General features: G+C 71.0%; 13 protein-coding genes. 2 read left to right on the top strand and 11 right to left on the bottom strand.

Annotated elements, in window-relative coordinates:
- Nucleotides 1–101 precede the first annotated feature (101 nt).
- Complete coding sequence (gene gltX, locus ACYVLT_RS20070; RefSeq protein WP_461121717.1) at nucleotides 102–1,589, bottom strand: glutamate--tRNA ligase; 1,488 nt, start codon at nucleotides 1,587–1,589, stop codon at nucleotides 102–104.
- 90 nt (nucleotides 1,590–1,679) lie between these two features.
- Here gltX and ACYVLT_RS20065 point away from each other — a divergent pair, with 90 nt between their 5' ends.
- Entirely contained in the window at nucleotides 1,680–2,948 is a 1,269-nt protein-coding gene (locus ACYVLT_RS20065) for an FAD-dependent oxidoreductase (RefSeq protein WP_461121716.1), read from the top strand.
- A 4-nt stretch (nucleotides 2,949–2,952) separates the two neighbouring features.
- Here ACYVLT_RS20065 and ACYVLT_RS20060 read toward each other — a convergent pair whose 3' ends face one another.
- Nucleotides 2,953–3,723 (bottom strand): fumarylacetoacetate hydrolase family protein, encoded by a 771-nt coding sequence (locus ACYVLT_RS20060; RefSeq protein ID WP_461121715.1) that lies wholly within the window; start codon nucleotides 3,721–3,723, stop codon nucleotides 2,953–2,955.
- Between the two features lie 57 nt (nucleotides 3,724–3,780).
- Between ACYVLT_RS20060 and ACYVLT_RS20055 the strand changes: the two genes are divergently transcribed.
- Nucleotides 3,781–4,428 carry a S1 family peptidase gene (locus ACYVLT_RS20055; protein WP_461121714.1) on the top strand — a complete coding sequence of 216 codons (648 nt, stop codon included), beginning with the start codon at nucleotides 3,781–3,783 and terminating at the stop codon, nucleotides 4,426–4,428.
- Here the strand turns inward: ACYVLT_RS20055 and cimA are convergent.
- The 9 genes from cimA to ilvC form a co-directional block, all read right to left on the bottom strand.
- Nucleotides 4,409–6,004 carry a citramalate synthase gene (gene cimA, locus ACYVLT_RS20050; RefSeq protein ID WP_461121713.1) on the bottom strand — a complete coding sequence of 532 codons (1,596 nt, stop codon included), beginning with the start codon at nucleotides 6,002–6,004 and terminating at the stop codon, nucleotides 4,409–4,411. The genes ACYVLT_RS20055 and cimA overlap by 20 nt on opposite strands.
- Nucleotides 6,005–6,192: 188 nt before the next feature.
- On the bottom strand, nucleotides 6,193–7,176 hold the full coding sequence (locus tag ACYVLT_RS20045) for an ABC transporter substrate-binding protein (RefSeq protein WP_461121712.1): 984 nt from the start codon (nucleotides 7,174–7,176) through the stop codon (nucleotides 6,193–6,195).
- Nucleotides 7,173–7,922, bottom strand: coding sequence for a heme ABC transporter ATP-binding protein (locus tag ACYVLT_RS20040; RefSeq protein ID WP_461121711.1), 750 nt, complete (start codon nucleotides 7,920–7,922; stop codon nucleotides 7,173–7,175). The genes ACYVLT_RS20045 and ACYVLT_RS20040 overlap by 4 nt, the downstream gene beginning before the upstream one ends.
- Nucleotides 7,922–8,923 (bottom strand): FecCD family ABC transporter permease, encoded by a 1,002-nt coding sequence (locus ACYVLT_RS20035; RefSeq protein WP_461122252.1) that lies wholly within the window; start codon nucleotides 8,921–8,923, stop codon nucleotides 7,922–7,924. The genes ACYVLT_RS20040 and ACYVLT_RS20035 overlap by 1 nt, the downstream gene beginning before the upstream one ends.
- A 457-nt stretch (nucleotides 8,924–9,380) precedes the next feature.
- Entirely contained in the window at nucleotides 9,381–10,418 is a 1,038-nt protein-coding gene (locus ACYVLT_RS20030) for a 3-isopropylmalate dehydrogenase (RefSeq protein ID WP_461121710.1), read from the bottom strand.
- 226 nt (nucleotides 10,419–10,644) lie between these two features.
- Complete coding sequence (locus tag ACYVLT_RS20025) at nucleotides 10,645–13,989, bottom strand: S8 family serine peptidase (RefSeq protein ID WP_461121709.1); 3,345 nt, start codon at nucleotides 13,987–13,989, stop codon at nucleotides 10,645–10,647.
- Nucleotides 13,990–14,254: 265 nt separating this feature from the next.
- The gene (serA, locus tag ACYVLT_RS20020) at nucleotides 14,255–15,844 is read right to left on the bottom strand and encodes a phosphoglycerate dehydrogenase (protein ID WP_461121708.1); all 1,590 of its coding nucleotides are present in this window, start codon (nucleotides 15,842–15,844) and stop codon (nucleotides 14,255–14,257) included.
- A gap of 214 nt (nucleotides 15,845–16,058) precedes the next feature.
- Nucleotides 16,059–16,328: a DUF397 domain-containing protein gene (locus ACYVLT_RS20015; RefSeq protein WP_461121707.1), complete on the bottom strand. Its 270-nt coding sequence runs from the start codon at nucleotides 16,326–16,328 to the stop codon at nucleotides 16,059–16,061.
- Between the two features lie 63 nt (nucleotides 16,329–16,391).
- Nucleotides 16,392–17,405, bottom strand: a complete 1,014-nt coding sequence (ilvC, locus tag ACYVLT_RS20010; protein ID WP_360447071.1) for a ketol-acid reductoisomerase — start codon at nucleotides 17,403–17,405, stop codon at nucleotides 16,392–16,394.
- Nucleotides 17,406–17,419 lie beyond the last annotated feature (14 nt).

Raw genomic sequence — 17,419 nt, 5'->3', positions numbered from 1 at the left:
GTGAGGCTAGGTGCGGTCACCCCTCGTCCGACTCGACCAGAGAGGTGATATCTGGCGATTCTTGCACGGTCAAGCACCGCTCAACCGCCCGAACGAACCAGTCAGATTGCCCCGAGCGCCCGGCGCAATCGCCCGATCGAGCGACTCCGACCCAGTAGTTCCATGGATTCGTACAGTGGCGGCGAGACGGTACGGCCCGTCACGGCGACCCGCACCGGGGCGTAGGCGTGGCGCGGTTTGAGCCCCATCGCGTCCACAAGGGACTCCTTCAGGGCGCCCTCGATGGCCGCGGCCGTCCACTCCGGAAGCGATTCCAACGCGCGGACCCCCGCCTCCAGCACCGGCCGGGCGTCCTCGCCGAGGGTCTTGGCCGCGGCGTCCTCCTCCGGCGCGAAGTCCTCCTCCGCGACGAACAGGAACCGCACCATCCCGGCCGCCTCGGACAGCACCACCAGCCGCTCCTGCACGAGCGGGGCGACGCCCCTGAGCACGGCCAGCTGCTCGTCGGTCGGCCCGGGCGGCAGCACCTGGTCCTTGACCAGGTGCGGCAGCACCCGGTCGATGAACTCCTCGACGGGCAGCGCGCGCAGGTGGGTGGCGTTGAGCGCCTCGGCCTTCTTCAGGTCGAAGCGGGCCGGGTTGGGGCTGACCTTCGCCAGCTCGAACGCCTCGACCAGTTCGGCGACCGAGAAGACGTCGCGGTCGTCGGCGATGGACCAGCCCAGCAGCGCCAGGTAGTTCAGCAGGCCCTCGGGCAGGAAACCGCGGTCGCGGTAGAGGAACAGGTTCGACTGCGGGTCGCGCTTGGAGAGCTTCTTGTTGCCCTCCCCCAGCACGTACGGCAGGTGCCCGAACTCCGGGGTGCGGTCGGTGACGCCGATCCGGGTCAACGCCCGGTACAGCGCGATCTGGCGGGGCGTCGACGGGAGGAGGTCCTCGCCGCGCAGCACGTGCGTGATGCCCATCAGGGCGTCGTCCACGGGGTTCACGAACGGGTACAGCGGGTCGCCGTTGGCGCGCACCAGCACCGGGTCGGGCGTGCTGCCCGCCTTGAACGTGATCTCGCCGCGCACCAGGTCGACCCACGTGATGTCCTCGTCGGGCATCTTCAGGCGCAGCACCGGCTCGCGGCCGTCGGCGCGCAGTTCGGCCTTCCGCTCCTCGGTCAGGCCGCGGTCGTGGCCGTCGTAGCCGAGCTTCGGATCCTGCCCGGCGGCCTTGCGGCGCGCCTCGATCTCCTCCGCCGTGGAGAACGACTCGTACAGCTCGCCCGCCTCGAACAGCCGCTGGGCGATGTCGGCGTAGAGGTCCCGCCGCTGGCTCTGGCGGTAGGGCGCGTGCGGTCCGCCGACCTCCGGGCCCTCGTCCCAGTCCAGCCCGAGCCACCGCATGGCTTCCAGCAGCGAGAGGTACGACTCCTCGGAGTCGCGGGCCGCGTCGGTGTCCTCGATCCGGAACACGACCGCGCCGCCGGTGTGGCGGGCGTAGGCCCAGTTGAACAGGGCCGTGCGGATGAGCCCCACGTGCGGCGTCCCGGTCGGCGACGGGCAGAAGCGGACGCGGACCCCGGGCGGTGCTGATGCGCTCATGACCCGATCAGCGTATCCGGCTTGACCGCGGGCGCACGCCGGAGCATGCTGGAGTTATTCAACCGGTGTTGAAAACGCGAGGGGTGGATCATGGAGAGGACTGGAGTCGCGGTCGTCGGAGGCGGCCCGGCGGGCATGGTGGCCGGGTTGTTGCTGGCCAGGGCCGGTGTCGAGGTGACCGTGCTGGAGAAGCACGGCGACTTCCTGCGCGACTTCCGCGGCGACACGGTGCACGCGTCGACGCTGACCCTGCTGGACGAGCTGGGCCTGGGGCCCTCGTTCGCCGAGGTGCCGCACCAGCTCGTGGACAAGGTGCAGGTGCTGCTGGACAGCGGCCCGCAGACGATGGGCGACCTCACCCGGCTGCCCGGCCGGCACAAGCACATCGCGTTCGTGCCGCAGTGGGACTTCCTGGACCTGCTGGCCGACGCGGGCAAGCGCGAGCCGACCTTCGACCTGCGGATGAACACCGAGTTCACCGGCCTGATCGAGGAGGGCGGCCGGGTGACCGGCGTCCGGTACCGCACGCCGGGTGGCGCGACCGGCGAACTGGCGGCGGACCTCGTCATCGCGGCCGACGGGCGGCGCTCGCTGGTGCGGGAGCAGCTCAAGCTGCCCGTGCACGAGTTCGGCGCGCCGATGGACGTGTGGTGGTTCCGGCTGCCGCGCGACCCCGGCGAGCTCAGCGGCGCCACCGGGCGGTTCAGCCGGGGCCAGGCGATGGTGCTGATCAACCGGGGCGACTACTTCCAGTGCGCGTACCTCATCCGCAAGGGCACGGACGAGCTGCTGCGGGCCGAGGGGGTCGCCGCGTTCCGGCGGCGGGTGGCGAAGCTGGTGCCGTGGCTGGAGGAGCGGCTGGAGACCGTCGAGTCCCTGGACGACGTGAAGCTGCTGGACGTGAAGCTCGACCGGTTGCGGCGCTGGCACGCCGACGGTGCGCTGTGCATCGGTGACGCGGCGCACGCCATGTCGCCCATCGGCGGGGTCGGCATCAACCTGGCCGTGCAGGACGCGGTGGCCGCCGCGCGGATCGTGGCCGCGCCGCTGCGGCGGGGTGAGCTGAGCCCGAAGGTGCTGGCGGGGGTGCGGCGCAGGCGGTGGCTGCCGACGGCGGTGACGCAGGCGGTCCAGCGGCGGATCCAGGACTCGTTCCTCAAGCCGACGCTCACCGGCACGCCTGACACGCCCGGCACGCCGACCGCCGCCGCGCCGGGGCGGGCGCCGCTGCCGGTCCGCCTGATGCGGCGGTTCCCGCAATTGCAGGGGGTGCCGGCCTACCTGGTGGCGATCGGGCTGCGGCCCGAGCACGCGCCGGAGTTCGCCCGGCGCGCGCCCGAGCGGATCGAACGGACCTGACCGCTCAGCGGTTGGTGACCGTGTTCGTCAGCGTGCCCAGACCTTCGACGGTCACCGAAACGGTCTGCCCGGCGGTCAGCGGGCCGACGCCCGCGGGGGTGCCGGTGAGGATCACGTCCAGCGGGCGCAGCGTCATCACCGAGGAGATGTACTCGATCAGCTCGGGGATGCCGTGCACCAGCAGGGAGGTCCGCGAGTCCTGCTTGACCACGCCGTCGACCTCGGTGCGGATGGCCACGTCGGACGGGTCGAACTCGGTCTCCACCCACGGTCCCAGCGGGCAGAACGTGTCGAAGCCCTTGGCCCGCGTCCACTGCCCGTCGGCCTTCTGCAGGTCGCGGGCGGTGACGTCGTTGGCGATCGTGTAGCCGAGGATCGACTGGCGGGCGCGGGCGGCGGTGATGTCGCGACCGCCGACACCGACGACCACGGCCAGCTCGCCCTCGAAGTCGACCCGCTCCGACACCGCCGGGAGCTTGATGTCCGCGTTCGGCCCGATCACCGCGGTGTTGGGCTTGAGGAACATCAACGGGTTCTCGGGCACCTCGTTGCCCAGCTCGGCGGCGTGCTCGGCGTAGTTGCGGCCGATGGCCACGATCTTGGGCGGCAGGAACGGCGCCAGCAGGCGGACGTCGGCCAGCGGCCAGCGGCGACCGGTGAAGGTGGGGTTGGCAAAGGGGTCGTCGGCGATCTCGACCGCGGTCAGGTCGTCACCTTCGCCCTCGATCGCGGCGAAGGCGAGGCCATCCGGTTGGGCGATACGGGCAATGCGCACGGCGATCACCCTAACCGGCGGCTTGCAACCGCACCGCGCGTCCCTAACGTCGAAGGGATGCGAACCCTGCTGCTCGTCCTCACCCTGCTCGTCGCCGCGGCCGCGCCCGCCGCGGCGACCACCTCCCCGCCGGCGACCCCCTCCGCGCTGCCGACCCCGCTGGAGGCCGGCACCCCGCTCTCCACGTGGACCGGCGCGCGCTGCGCCAACGGCTTCAACGTCCGCGGCCACCTGATCGTTTCGCCGTCCTGCGGGATCGTCGGCACCATCGTCCACGGACCCGGAGGGGTGGACATAGGTCCGATCGTCGCGGTCCGGCCGGCCTACGCGGTCGTCCGCATCACCAACAGCGCCGCCTGGGTCCAGCGGCCCACCATCGCCGGGCGTGCCGGCACGATCACCGGATCGGTCGAGACGCCCGTGGGCGGGGCGGTGTGCGCGGCGGGCCGCACCACCGGGTTGCGGTGCGGCACCGTGCAGGCCAAGAACGTCACCGTGTACTACGCGGAGGGAGTGGTCTACGGCCTCACCAAGACCAACGTCTGCACCGAGCCCGGCGACCAGTGGGCGCCGGTCTTCACCGGCTCCCAGGCCCAGGGGCACCTGCTCGGCGGCAGCGGCAACTGCACGGTCGGCGGCACGTCCTTCTTCTACCCCCTCAACCGCGTCCTGACCGAGAACGGGTTCACGCTCGTGACGGGCTGACGCGCATCGCCTTGTGCACGAGCGCGTCGCACAGGGCGAGCCAGCTGGCCTCGACGATGTTGCCGTGCACGCCCACGGTGGTCCACTCGCGCTCGCCGTCGGTGGACTCCACCAGCACGCGGGTGACGGCGTCGGTGCCGTGTTGGTCGGTGAGGATGCGCACCTTGTAGTCGTTCAGCTCCACCGCGTCCAACCAGGACAGGTGGGGCAGGAGCGCCTTGCGCAACGCCGCGTCCAGCGCGTGCACCGGGCCGTTGCCCTCGGCGGTGGCGATCACCCGCTCACCGGCCACGTGCACCTTCACCGTGGCCTCGGACACGATCACGCCGTCCTGGTGGTGGTCGAGCACGACGCGGTAGGACTCCAGCACGAACGGTGGCGTGTCCAGGTCGGACAGCTCCGCCTTGAGCAGCAGCTCCAGGGAGGCGTCGGCGGCCTCGAACGACCAGCCGCCCGCCTCCAGCTCCTTGACCTTGCGCACCACGTTGGTGAGCGCTTCCGGCCGGCGGGTCAGGTCGATCCCGAACTCACGTCCCTTGAGTTCGAGACTGGCCCGACCCGCCATCTCGGTGACCAGCACCCGCATGTCGTTGCCCACGGTGTCCGGATCGATGTGGTTGTACAGCTCCGGGTCCACCTTGATCGCGCTCGCGTGCAGCCCCGCCTTGTGGGCGAAGGCCGACGACCCGACGTAGGCCTGGTGGGTGTCGGGCGCGATGTTCGCGATCTCGGCCAACGCATGGGAGACCCGGGTGAGCTCGGCCAGCGATTCGTGCGGTAGCACCTGCAGGCCGAGTTTGGTCACGAGGTTCCCGACGACGGAGAACAGGTCCGCGTTGCCCGCTCGCTCGCCGTAGCCGTTCGCGGTGCACTGGACGTGGGTCGCCCCCGCCTGCACCGCGGCGATGGTGTTGGCCACCGCGCAGGACGTGTCGTCCTGGCAGTGGATGCCGACCCGGAAGCCCGTGCGGGCGACCACGTCGGCGACGGTCTCGGCCAAGCCCAGGGGCAACTGGCCTCCGTTGGTGTCGCAGAGCACGACGACGTCCGCGCCACCCTCCACAGCGGACTCCAGCACGCGCAGCGCGGTGTCCGGGTCGAACGCGAAGCCGTCGAAGAAGTGCTCGGCGTCGAGGAAGACCCGACGGCCCTCGCCGACCAGGAACGCGACCGTGTCGCGGACCATCGCGCAGTTCTCCGCCACGTCGGTGCGCAGGGCCCGTTCGATGTGCCTGCGGTCCGACTTGGCGACCAGCGTCACGACCGGCGTCCGCGCCTCCAGCAGGGCCCTGACCTGCTTGTCCTCGTGCACCTTGACGCCCGCCTTGCGGGTGGAGCCGAACGCGACGAGCTGGGCGTGCTTGAGCGTGAGGTCCCCTGCGGCGGCCCTGGCGAAGAACTCGGTGTCCTTGGGCATGGCCCCCGGCCAGCCACCCTCGATGAAACCGACGCCCAGCGAGTCGAGCAGGCGGGCGACGGCCAGCTTGTCGTTGACCGAGTAGGAGATGCCCTCGCGCTGGGCACCGTCCCGCAAGGTCGTGTCGAAGACGTGGAATGAATCGCCGAGGGGGGTCACGAGGGGGCTCCTAGAGATCTTGGAAAACAAAAAGACCCCCCGCAGGATGCGAGAGGTCGGCGCGCCGGGTGCTTCGAGGCAGCACTACCCGGCGCGCTGGGAAATAATGATCACGGTGTGGAGAGCCACGCTGGCGATGGTGCCACAACCCGTCCGCGGATACCAAGCCACGGACGGGTCGTCCCACACTATGGGTGGACGCTATCGGCCAAGAACCTGGCGAACGCCTCGATCGCGGCCGGGTTGCGCGGGCTCTCCACCAGTGCCGCGTACGGCAGCACGAAGAACCTCCCGGCCTTGATGGCGGGCACGTCGGCCAGCGGCGGGTAGGACTGGAGGAACGCCCGCTTCTCGTCCGGTGTGGTCGACTCGCCGTCGGCGTAGTCGTTGATCAGCACGACGTCCGGCGCCCGGTCCACGACGGCCTCCCAGCCGACCGTGGTCCAGCTGTCGTCGAGGTCGCCGAAAATGTTGTCGCCGCCCGCCTTGCCGATGATGTCGTGCGGCGCGGCGTTGCGGCCCGAGGTGAACGGCTGGTCGAGGCCGCTGTCGTAGAGGAACACCTTCGGGCGGTTGCCCTTGACGAGCTCCTCGGCGTCCGCGACCTGCTTCCGGTAACCGGCGATGAGGTCCTCGGCTCTGTCCTGCACGCCGAAGACGTGGCCCAGGTTGCGCAGGTCGGTGTAGAGGGCCTCCAACGGCGGCATGATGCCGCGCTGCCCGCCCACTCCGTTCCGGCACGCCTCGGTGAGCTGGTAGGTCGCGATGCCGAGGTCGTGGAGGGCGTCGGGGGTGAAGCCGGTCGACTCCGAGAAGCCGTAGTTCCAGCCCGCGAACACGAAATCGGCCTTGGCGCCCTGGACGAGTTCCTTGGTGATCTGCTCGCCGAGGTGCGGCACGCGTTCGAAGTCCGCTTTCCACGGCGAGGAGGCGACGTCGTTGGCGTGGGCGCCGCCGATGACGTAACCGGCCATCCGGTCGCCCAGGCCCAGCGCGAACATGAGTTCGGCGATGCCGGTGTCGTTGGTGACCACACGGGACGGTGCGGCGTAGGTGACCTGCTGCCCGCAGTTCGTGACGGTGACCGTGCCGGTGGCCGCCGTCGTGGCGATCCGCGCGCCGCAGCCCGTCGTGAGGACCAGGACCGCGGCGAGCGCGATGAGCTTCTTCACTCGATCTCCCTGTGTTCGAACAGCAGTTGCGGCACGCCGCTGGTGGGGTGGCGCACGACGTGGGCGCGGACGTGGAAGACCTCGCGCAGGACTTCGGGGGTGAGCACGTCCTCCGGCTTGCCGCTGCGCACCACCCGGCCGCGGTCGAGCACGTGCAGGCGGTCGCAGTAGGCGGCGGCGAGGTTGAGGTCGTGCAGGACCACGAGGACGGTCACGTCCAGGCCGCGGACCAGCGCCAGCACCGCGAGCTGGTGGCTGATGTCGAGGTGGTTGGTGGGTTCGTCCAGCACGAGCACCTTCGGCTGCTGGGCGAGCGCGCGGGCGATGAGGACGCGTTGGCGCTCGCCGCCGGAGAGGCTGAGGAAACCCCGGTCGGCGAGGTGGGCGGCGTCCACTCGGGACAGTGCGTCGGCGACCACCTCCCGGTCGCGTCGCGGGGTGCCCCGGTGCGGGAGGCGTCCCATCCCGACGACCTCGGTGACGGTGAAGTCGAACTCGACGTGGCTGTCCTGGGTGAGCGCGGCGAGGTGCTCGGCGGTGTCGCGGACCTTCGTCGTGGCGAGGTCCCGGCCGCCGAGCCGGACCACTCCCCCGGACGGTCGCAGCGCCCGGTACACGCAGCGCAGCGTGGTGGACTTGCCGCTGCCGTTGGGGCCGACGATGCCGTGCACCTCGTTGGCGCCGGCGTGCAGGTCGATGCCGTGGAGGATGCCGTCGACGGTGACGCGGTCGAGCCGGACGTCCATCAGCGGCCGCCGAACACGTAGCCGCGGCGGCGCATCAGCAGGATGAAGCACGGCACGCCCAGCGCGGCCGTGATGACGCCCAGCGGCAGTTCCTCGGGTGCGGCGAGCAGGCGTGCGGCGACGTCCACCCAGATGAGGAAGCAGGCGCCCGCCAGGGGTGCCACGGCCAGCACCTTGCGGTGGTCCGCGCCGACCGTGAGCCGGACCGCGTGCGGCAGCATGAGGCCGACGAACCCGACCGCGCCGCTGACCGCGACCAGCACGCCGGTCATGGCGGCGGTGACGCCGAACAGCGCCTTGCGGGTGCGGGAGACGTCGATGCCGAGGGTGGTCGCGGTCTCGTCGCCCATGGAGAGGGCGTTGAGGTGCTTGGCGCGGCTCTGGAGGTAGGCGACGCCGGCCAGCACGACGGCGGCGGCGACGGGCAGCGACGCCCACGTGACGCCCCCGAGGCTGCCCAGCAGCCAGAACATCGCGGCCCGGGCCGCCTCGCCGCGTGGCGACTGGAACACCAGCAGCATGGCCAGGGCGGAGAAGCCGTAGGCCATGGCGGTGCCGGTGAGCACGAGGCGCAACGGGGTCAGGTTGCGGCCGGCGACCACGTAGACCAGGGCCATCGCGGCGAGCGCGGCCAGGAACGCGGCCGTGGACAGGGCGTAGATGCCGAGCGAGGCGAACAGGCCGGTGGTCGCCACGGCGGTCGCGCCGACGCTCGCGCCGGAGGAGATGCCCAGCACGTACGGGTCGGCCAGGGCGTTGCGGACCATGGCCTGGATCGCGACGCCGACCGCGGACAGGCCCGCGCCGACGACGGCGGCGAGCAGGACGCGCGGCAGGCGGATGTCCCACACGATCCGGTAGGGGCCCGCGTCGGTGGCGTCGATCGTGCCGCCGGTGAGCGCGGCGGCGAGGAAGCGGAGGACGTCGCCGAACGGGATGCGCACCGGCCCCAGCGCGACACCGCAGACGACCGACGCGGCGAGGACGGCGGTGAGGGCGATGCAGAGGCCCGCGGTGGGCGGGCGGCGCGGTGTCGGTGTCGGTGTCGGTGGAGGTGGCGCGGTGCGGTCGGTCGTGCGCCGACTGCTGGTGGAGGTCACCGGTCGCCTTTCGGACGGGTGGCCCAGACCGGCCACCCGCGCCCGCTCGTGGCAGGCCGGCGCACCCGTCCCGCAGACCACGGCAGGAGTTGGAGCAACTTCCCACCGCCCGCGGGTGATCGGGCTCGCCGAGCACGTGGCTCGGCCTACCGTTGCGGGTCAGCGCCGGACTTCGACCGGACTTCCCCCACGGGCGGCACCGGCGACCCTACGGCCCGTGACGCGGTCAGGGCCACCACGACGAGGTCGTGGTGGCCCTGATCACGTGTTCCGAGCGTTCAACTCGGGTGTTCCGAACGTAGGACTCTCGCGTTCTGAACGTAGGACTCTCGCGTTCCGGACGTAGGACTCGCGGGGGTCAGGCGGTGCGGACGTTGGACGACACCAGGGCGGCCAGGCGGTCGCCCACCGCGTAGGTCGCGCCCGGCGACGAGTGGTCGCGGGTCGCCAGGTCGAACGCCACCGACGCCTCGATCCGCCGGGCCGCCTCGGACTCGCCGAGGTGGTCCAGCATCAGGGCGACGGAGAGGACCGCCGCGGTCGGGTCGGCGATGCCCTGGCCCGCGATGTCCGGCGCGCTGCCGTGCACCGGCTCGAACATGCTCGGGTTGCGCCGCGTCACGTCGAGGTTGCCCGACGCCGCCAACCCGATGCCGCCGGTCACCGCCGCCGCCAGGTCGGTCAGGATGTCGCCGAACAGGTTGTCCGTCACGATCACGTCGTACCGACCCGGGTCGGTGACCAGGTGGATCGTCGCGGCGTCCACGTGCTGGTAGGCCACCGTCACGTCCGGGTGCTGCAACGACACCTCCTCCACCACGCGCGACCACAACGACCCGGCGTGCGTGAGCACGTTGGTCTTGTGCACGAGCGTGAGGTGCTTGCGCGGCCGGTTCGCCGAACGGGCGAACGCGTCGCGCACCACCCGCTCCACGCCGAACGAGGTGTTGATCGACACCTCGGTCGCGATCTCGTGCGGCGTGTCCTTGCGCAGGAGCCCGCCGTTGCCGGCGTACAGGCCCTCCGTGCCCTCGCGCACCACCACCATGTCGATCTCGGGCGGGTCGGCGATCGGGCTGCGCACGCCGGGGTAGAGCCGGGCCGGGCGCAGGTTCACGTGGTGGTCGAGTTCGAACCGGAGCCGGAGCAACAGGCCGCGTTCCAGGATCCCGCTCGGCACCGACGGGTCACCGACCGCGCCGAGCAGGATCGCGTCGTGCTGGCGGAGTTCCCCGAGCACGGACTCCGGCAGCAACTCACCTGTGGCGTGCCAGCGCGCCGCGCCGAGGTCGTAGCGGGTGATCTCAGCCGCTGGAACGACCTCACCGAGCACCTTCAGGGCCTCGGCGACGACCTCGGGCCCGATCCCGTCTCCTGGGATCACTGCGAGCCGCATCCACACACCTCCCAGGTATCAGTCCCAATGCGCGGGACTAGTTCTCATTGCGAAAGGCTACCGGTCCGAAGCGGTGAAACCGCACTCGGAACACCCCTCCGTGGCCATATCTCCCGGACTGCGGGACACCCGAACGGTTCAGTGCCCCCGTTCGGTCGTCACCCGATGTGCGTAAACGGCTCTGGCCGGCCGGGGCAACCCGACCGGCCAGAGCGATGCACGACGATCAGGCCACTGGGCGCACGGCCGGGTTCAGCCGCGTCTGCGCCCGCACCCTCACCACGTCCGCCTTGTCACCCGAGGCGTTGTGGTGGTGCAGGACCAGCAGGCTGTCCGCGCCGTCGGCCGCCGCGGCCTCCGAGTCGTGGTTGACCACCAGCGCGGTGGCCGGACGTGCCCGGTAGGACAGCGCGGGGTCGCCGCCGCCCTGCACCCACATGCCCGGCTTGAGCGGGTCGAACGACAGCGCGGTCGGGATCGAGTCGACCAGGCCGTTGGTCGTGCCCGGTGCCACGTAGAACCCGGCCACGCCGACCTGGTAGCTGATCCGCGAGGTGTCCGCCGACGCGTCGATGCCCAACGCGGACAGCAGCACCGGCAGGACCACCACGTTCGTGTCGAACACGTTCGTGTCCACGTCGCCGAACTGGCCGTTGACGCCCTGGAGGTCGACCGTGGCGCCCGTGTTCAGGTCCACCGTGGCCGCGACCAGCAGGTCGGTGTCGGTCAGCTTGGTCGCGTACACCTCGTAGTCGAACGCACCGTCACCGTTGGTGTCGATGTCGATGAACGGGATGGTGTTGTTGCCCAGGTTGTACCAGTTGCCCCAGGTCGCGATGCCGAACGCGAGCAGCGCGTTCTCCGGCGTGCCCTGCGCCTTGGCCAGCGGCGCGGTCGTGGCGGCACCGACGTAGCGCAGGTCGCCGCCCTTGGCGGTGTTGTTCAGCACGCAGTTGTCGGTGACGTTGCGGCGGCAGTCCGGCAGCTGCGGCGAGGACGCCTGCAGCTCCAGCACGCTCACCAGGGACTGGTAGGCGCCCTGGTTGACGCCCCGACCGGTCAGGTTGAGCACGCCCTGGCCCTTGCCGTTGACCCGCACGCTGTTGGCCACGTTGATGTCGGCCACCGGCTTCGGCGCGGAGTACACCGGCACGCGCAGCGCCACCGCGGCACCGGCCTTCGGGGTGAGCACGACCCGACCCGACGCGTCGGCCAGGTACTGGCGCGGCACGTCGAGGTGGTTGGCCTCGATCGTCGGGTCGACCGTCTTGCGCAGCGCGGCCGGGTCGTCGATCTTCAGCGTGACGGTGACCTTGGCGATGCCGCGCGGGCTGAGCCGCACGGTGCTCGCGGACAGCTCGTAGCGCACGCCGGGGATCTGCGTCAGCGCCTCGTAGCCCACGGTGTAGTCCACCCACTTGGTGGACTTGTTGACCACCTTGATGGTCTTGGTGAGGCTGACCGGCGCGGCCACCTCGACCGTGCCGAAGGACGCGGACACCGCGCCCGGGTCGTCCTGCACGTAGGCGAGGACCTGGTTCTCCACCGCGGCCTTGCCGTCGACGCGGCCGGCGCCGACGCGGTTGGGCGCGAAGATCTTGCCATCGGCCTTCACGTCGTGGCCCGCGGTGTTCATGACCGCGGCCTTGACCTCTTCGGGCGTCCAGTCCGGGTGGACCTGGCGCACCAGCGCCGCGATGCCGGAGATGTGCGGAGCGGCCATCGACGTGCCCGAGTTGACCATCGTCTTGTTGCCCGAGCCGACCAGCGCCGAGGCGATGGAGTCGCCGGGGGCGGCCACGTCCGGCTTCACGACCGGGCCGCGCACGCCGCGCGAGGTGAACGAGCTCGGCGTGTCGCTGATGGACTGGTCGTAGGTGGGCAGCGAGGTGCGCAGGTCGCCCGCCTGGCGGACCACCAGCGTGCCCGCGGCCAGCGCCGGGCGCAGCGCCGCGGTGGCCGAGCCGGTGAACTGGAAGACCGGGATCGCCGCGTTGCCGGAGATGCCCGCGTTGAAGTGCTCCAAGGTGGAGGTGAACACCGCGCCGACGGCGCCCGCGGCGGTGGCGTTGTTGCTCCGGCCGACCGAGCCGCAGCGACGCGTGGCGTCGTTGTCGTCCCACTCCAGCCACACCATCTTGCCCGCCACGGCGGCCTTGTCGGCGGCCGAGAACGGCAGGCAGCCGTCCTTGTTGGCGGCGTCGCTCATCGCCACGACCGGCGCGGTGAGCTCCAGGCCCTCGTAGTCGAAGGCCACGCTGTACTGGCCGGGCTTGCGGCCCGCCGAACCGGCCGGGGCGGTCACCTCGACCGCGTCGCGCAGCACGTACGCGTCACGGGTGCTGGCCACGGTCAGCGCCTCGGGGGTGCTGCCCGGCGAGCCGCCGATGTCGTACAGGTCGCCGCCGTTGCCCGCGGAGAACACGGTGAGCACGCCGGAGGCGTTGAGCTTGCGCACGAACAGGCTGTCCGGGTCGTCCGGGGCGCCGTAGTCCGAGCCGAGCGAGAGGTTGACCACGTCGAGGTGGTCGGAGAAGTCGCCGTCGCCGTCGGGGTCGAGCGACCAGTCCAGGGCCTGCGCGGTGACGTTGGTCGAACCGTCGCAGCCGAACACCTTCAGCGCGTACAGCAGGGCCTTCGGCGCGGTGCCGGGGCCGATGCGCATCGCGTCGAGCGCCGCGGGGGTGAGCTTGGTGTAGTCGCCCTTGAAGGTGCTGCCGTCGGCGTTGACGCCGAAGCCCGCGGCGGTGCCGGCGACGTGCGAGCCGTGGCCGTTGCAGTCGAGCGGGTTCGGGTCCGGCTTCGGGGTGTTGATCGCCGGGTCGTCGCTCTCGCCGTCGTAGGCGTTGCCGACGAAGTCGTAGCCGCCGACCACCTTGGCGGTCGGGAAGTAGGAGGCGTCGACCACGGTCTCGTCGATCGCCTTGAACGCCTCGATGGTGCCGGGGCCCGCGAAGTCGCTGTGGGTGTAGTCGATGCCCGTGTCGATGATGCCGACGCGGGTGTCGTCACCGAGCTTGCCGTACTCCTGCCACGCCTTCAGCGTGTTCGTCAGCTGCACGGCGGTGGAGTTCTGGCGCTTCTTCGGCACCACGGTCCGCACGGACTTCACATCCGCGCGCTGCGCCAGCTCGCGCACCTTCGCGGCGTCGGCCTGCACGACCACGCCCGGCACGCCGTTGGCGGTGCGGAACAGCTCCTTGGTGGCGGAGTCCGCGACCCGCAGGGCGCCGACGACCTGGTCGGTGACCCGACCGGTGTCGTTCTTCGTCGCCCTCGCGGCGTCCTTGGCCTGCTGCTTGGTCGCGCCCTGGCTGGTCTTCTCGGCGAACGCGTCGACGGCCGGCTTGGCCTCCAACTCCACGAACGCGGTGACCTTGCCCGTGGCGGCCGTCAGCCGGTCGGACACCTTCAACTGCAACTTGCCCGCGTCCAGCCCGCGCGCGTTCGCGACGGACGGCGCGAGTGGATCTTCCGCGGCCAGCGCGGTACCGGCGGTCGAACCGGCGACGAGTATCGCGGCCAACACCACCGGTACGGCAGATCTGGCGACAACGCGAGATCGGCTCACAACGTGCCCCAAGCGAGGTCGGATTCGACCGGGCAGGCAGCGTCGTCTCCAGTGGGGGCACTGCCCGCGTGGTGCCGTGCCCTCTACGGCACCGGGTCAACCTCGTGCGAGGAACCTAATCGCTCGGTCGAGCGGATCACTTAGCCCGATCGAGTGATGGCAACCACAGTTTTGACGACTAACGGTTAACTGTGACACCGCCGAGACCTGCGGCGATATACATGGACAGGCCTCGGCGGCGTTACTCCGTTTCAGGGACCGACGATCAGTCGAAGTTGACCGAGCGCACCGTGCGGGCGCCGACGGCCGCGCCGATCGGGTCGAGCACCGCGGTGTCCACCGGGCGGTCCACGCGCAGCAGCATGAACGCGTCCGCGCCGTCCTTGGTCTGGCTGATCTGGGCGGCCTCGACGTTCACGCCGGCCTCGCCCAGCAGGGTGCCGACGGTGCCCATCACGCCCGGCCGGTCCGAGTACTCCAGCAGCAGCACGTTGCCCTCGGCGCGCAGGTCGAAGCCGCGGCCGTTGATGCCGACCAGCTTCTCGACCTGGTCCAGACCCGTGAGCGTGCCCGACACCGTGATGACCGCGCCGTCGGCCTGCACCGCGCGCACCGTGACCAGGCTGCGGTGGTTGGCGCTCTCCGGCTCCTTGACCAGGTCGACGCTCACGCCCAGCGAGTTCGCCAGCGCCGGGGCGTTGACGAAGGTGACCTGCTCCTCGACCACGCTGGAGAACACGCCGCGCAGGGCGGCCAGCGGCAGCACCGACACGTCCTCGTTGGACAGCTCGCCGCGCACCTCCAGGCTGACGCTGGTCGGCGCCTTGGCGCTGAGCGCCGCGACCACCGTGCCCAGCTTCTGCACCAGCGGCAGGTACGGGCGGACCTCCTCGCCGACCACGCCGCCGCCCTGCACGTTCACCGCGTCCGGCACGAAGTCGCCTGCCAGGGCGAGCAGCACCGACTTGGCCACGTCGGTGCCCGCCCGGTCCTGCGCCTCCGAGGTCGAGGCGCCCAGGTGCGGGGTGACCACGACGTTCGGCAGGCCGAACAGGGGGCTCTCGGTGGTGGGCTCGGTGGAGAACACGTCGATGCCCGCGCCGCCGACCTGGCCCTCCTTCACGGCCTCGGCCAGCGCCTCCTCGTCGACCAGACCGCCGCGGGCGGCGTTGACGATGATCACGCCGCGCTTGGCCTTGGCCAGCTGCGCGGCGCCGATCAGGCCCTTGGTCTCCGGGGTCTTCGGCAGGTGGATGGAGATGAAGTCGGCGCGCTCCAGCAGCTCCTCCAGCGTCACCAGCTCGATGCCGAGCTGCGCGGCGCGGGCGGCGCTGACGTACGGGTCGTAGGCGATCAGCTCGGTGCCGAAGGCGGCGATGCGGGCCGCGAACAGCTGGCCGATCTTGCCCAGGCCCACCACGCCGACGGTCTTGCCCTGCACCTCGACGCCGTTGAACTTGCTGCGCTTCCACTCGTGGTTCTGCAGCGTGGCGTGCGCGGCCGGGATCTGGCGCGCGGTGGCGAGCAGCAGCGCGACGGCGTGCTCGGCGGCGCTGACGATGTTGGAGGTGGGCGCGTTGACCACCATCACGCCGCGCTCGGTGGCGGCGGGCACCTCGACGTTGTCCAGCCCGACGCCCGCGCGGGCGACGACCTTGAGCTTGGTGGTGGCCTTGAACACCTCGGCGTCGACCTTGGTGGCCGAGCGGACCAGGAGGGCGTCGGCGTCGGCGACGGCTTCGAGCAGCGCGGGACGGTCGGTGCCGTCGACGTGGCGCACCTCGATGCCATCACCGAAGACGTCGAGAACGGACGGTGCGAGCTTCTCGGCGATGAGGACAACGGGCTTGGTCACGGACGTCGCTCCCGGAGGTGTGAACGGGTGGGGAGCGCGGGGCCGTCGAGCAGGTCGTCACCCGCGCCGGCCGGCCACGGCAATGTGTCCGGGTTGTTAACGAGCATAGTCAGCGCCCGCCCGGCGGTTGACACCCGGGTGCCCCGTTTCACCTGCTGGAACACGGTACGCACGTCCTACTTGGACCTTGCGGGGGCGTGCGGGGCGCGCACGGTCACCAGGGCTCGTCGAACTCGCCGTCCTTGACGCCGAGGATGAACGCCTCCCACTCGGCCGGGGTGAAGACCAGGACCGGGCCGTCGGGGTGGGCGGAGTTGCGCATCGCCGTGTACGTCACGCCGTCGGTGTGCTCGACGAACGCGATCTCGACGTGCTCCTCCTCCCCCTCGGCCCCCTCGTCGCTGCGGATCCACTCGGCGCCGCCGAGGTCGAGGTTGCCCCGGACGTGGGCCTTGTCGTCGTAGATGGGCGCGCTGTCGCTCATGGGGCCTAGGTATACCGGGGCCCGCGGCGCAAACCGCGGGCCCCGTCGAAAAAACCGCTGATCTTACGCCGTTTCGGTGATGGGTCGGTCGACCCAGGACATGAGGCCGCGCAGCTTCTTGCCGACCTCCTCGATCGGGTGCTGCTCGCCCTCCTGCTGCAACTTCTTGTAGTTGCCGCGGCCGGCGTCGTCCTCGTTCACCCACTCGGTGGCGAACGTGCCGTCCTGGATCTCGCCCAGGATCTTGCGCATCTCCTCCTTGACCCCCGGCGTGACCACGCGCGGGCCGCGGGTGAGGTCGCCGTACTCGGCGGTGTCGGAGATCGAGTAGCGCATGCGGGCGATGCCGCCCTCGTACATGAGGTCCACGATGAGCTTGAGCTCGTGCAGGCACTCGAAGTAGGCGACCTCGGGGGCGTAGCCCGCCTCGGTCAGCACCTCGAAACCGGCCTGCACCAGCGCGGACGCGCCACCGCAGAGGACCGCCTGCTCACCGAACAGGTCGGTCTCGGTCTCCTCCTTGAACGTGGTCTTGATGACGCCCGCGCGCGTGCCGCCGATGCCCTTGGCGTAGGACAGCGCGAGCGCCTGCGCGTTGCCGGAGGCGTCCTGCTCGACCGCGATGAGCGCGGGCACGCCCTTGCCGTCGACGAACTGGCGGCGGACCAGGTGGCCCGGGCCCTTCGGCGCGACCATCGCCACGTCCACGTTGGACGGCACGGTGATCAGGCCGTAGCGGATGTTGAAGCCGTGGCCGAAGAAGACCGCGTCGCCGTCCTTGAGGTTCGGCGCGATGTCGTTGGCGTAGATGTGCCGCTGCGCGGTGTCCGGCGCCAGGATCATGATCAGGTCGGCCTCGGCGGAGACCTCGGCGGGCGTGCCGACGGCCAGGCCCTCCTCCTCCGCCTTGGCACGGGACTTCGAGCCCTCGGGGAGGCCGATCCGGACGTCGACGCCGGAGTCGCGCAGGCTCAGCGCGTGCGCGTGGCCCTGGCTGCCGTAGCCGATGACCGCGACCTTGCGCCCCTGGATGATGCTCAGGTCGGCATCGTCGTCGTAGAAGATCTCGACGCTCACTGGTGGTACTTCCT

Source organism: Saccharothrix stipae (assembly GCF_054781895.1).
This window is presented reverse-complemented; position numbering and strand designations above follow the sequence as displayed.

Bases quoted from the DNA above. Each gene is read 5' to 3' on its own strand.
- ACYVLT_RS20040 (WP_461121711.1), bottom strand. From the start codon at position 7,922: ATGGACGTCCGGCTCGACCGCGTCACCGTCGACGGCATCCTCCACGGC.
- gltX (WP_461121717.1), bottom strand. From the start codon at position 1,589: ATGAGCGCATCAGCACCGCCCGGGGTCCGCGTCCGCTTCTGCCCGTCG.
- ACYVLT_RS20030 (WP_461121710.1), bottom strand. From the start codon at position 10,418: ATGCGGCTCGCAGTGATCCCAGGAGACGGGATCGGGCCCGAGGTCGTC.
- ACYVLT_RS20055 (WP_461121714.1), top strand. From the start codon at position 3,781: ATGCGAACCCTGCTGCTCGTCCTCACCCTGCTCGTCGCCGCGGCCGCG.
- ACYVLT_RS20015 (WP_461121707.1), bottom strand. From the start codon at position 16,328: ATGAGCGACAGCGCGCCCATCTACGACGACAAGGCCCACGTCCGGGGC.
- ACYVLT_RS20065 (WP_461121716.1), top strand. From the start codon at position 1,680: ATGGAGAGGACTGGAGTCGCGGTCGTCGGAGGCGGCCCGGCGGGCATG.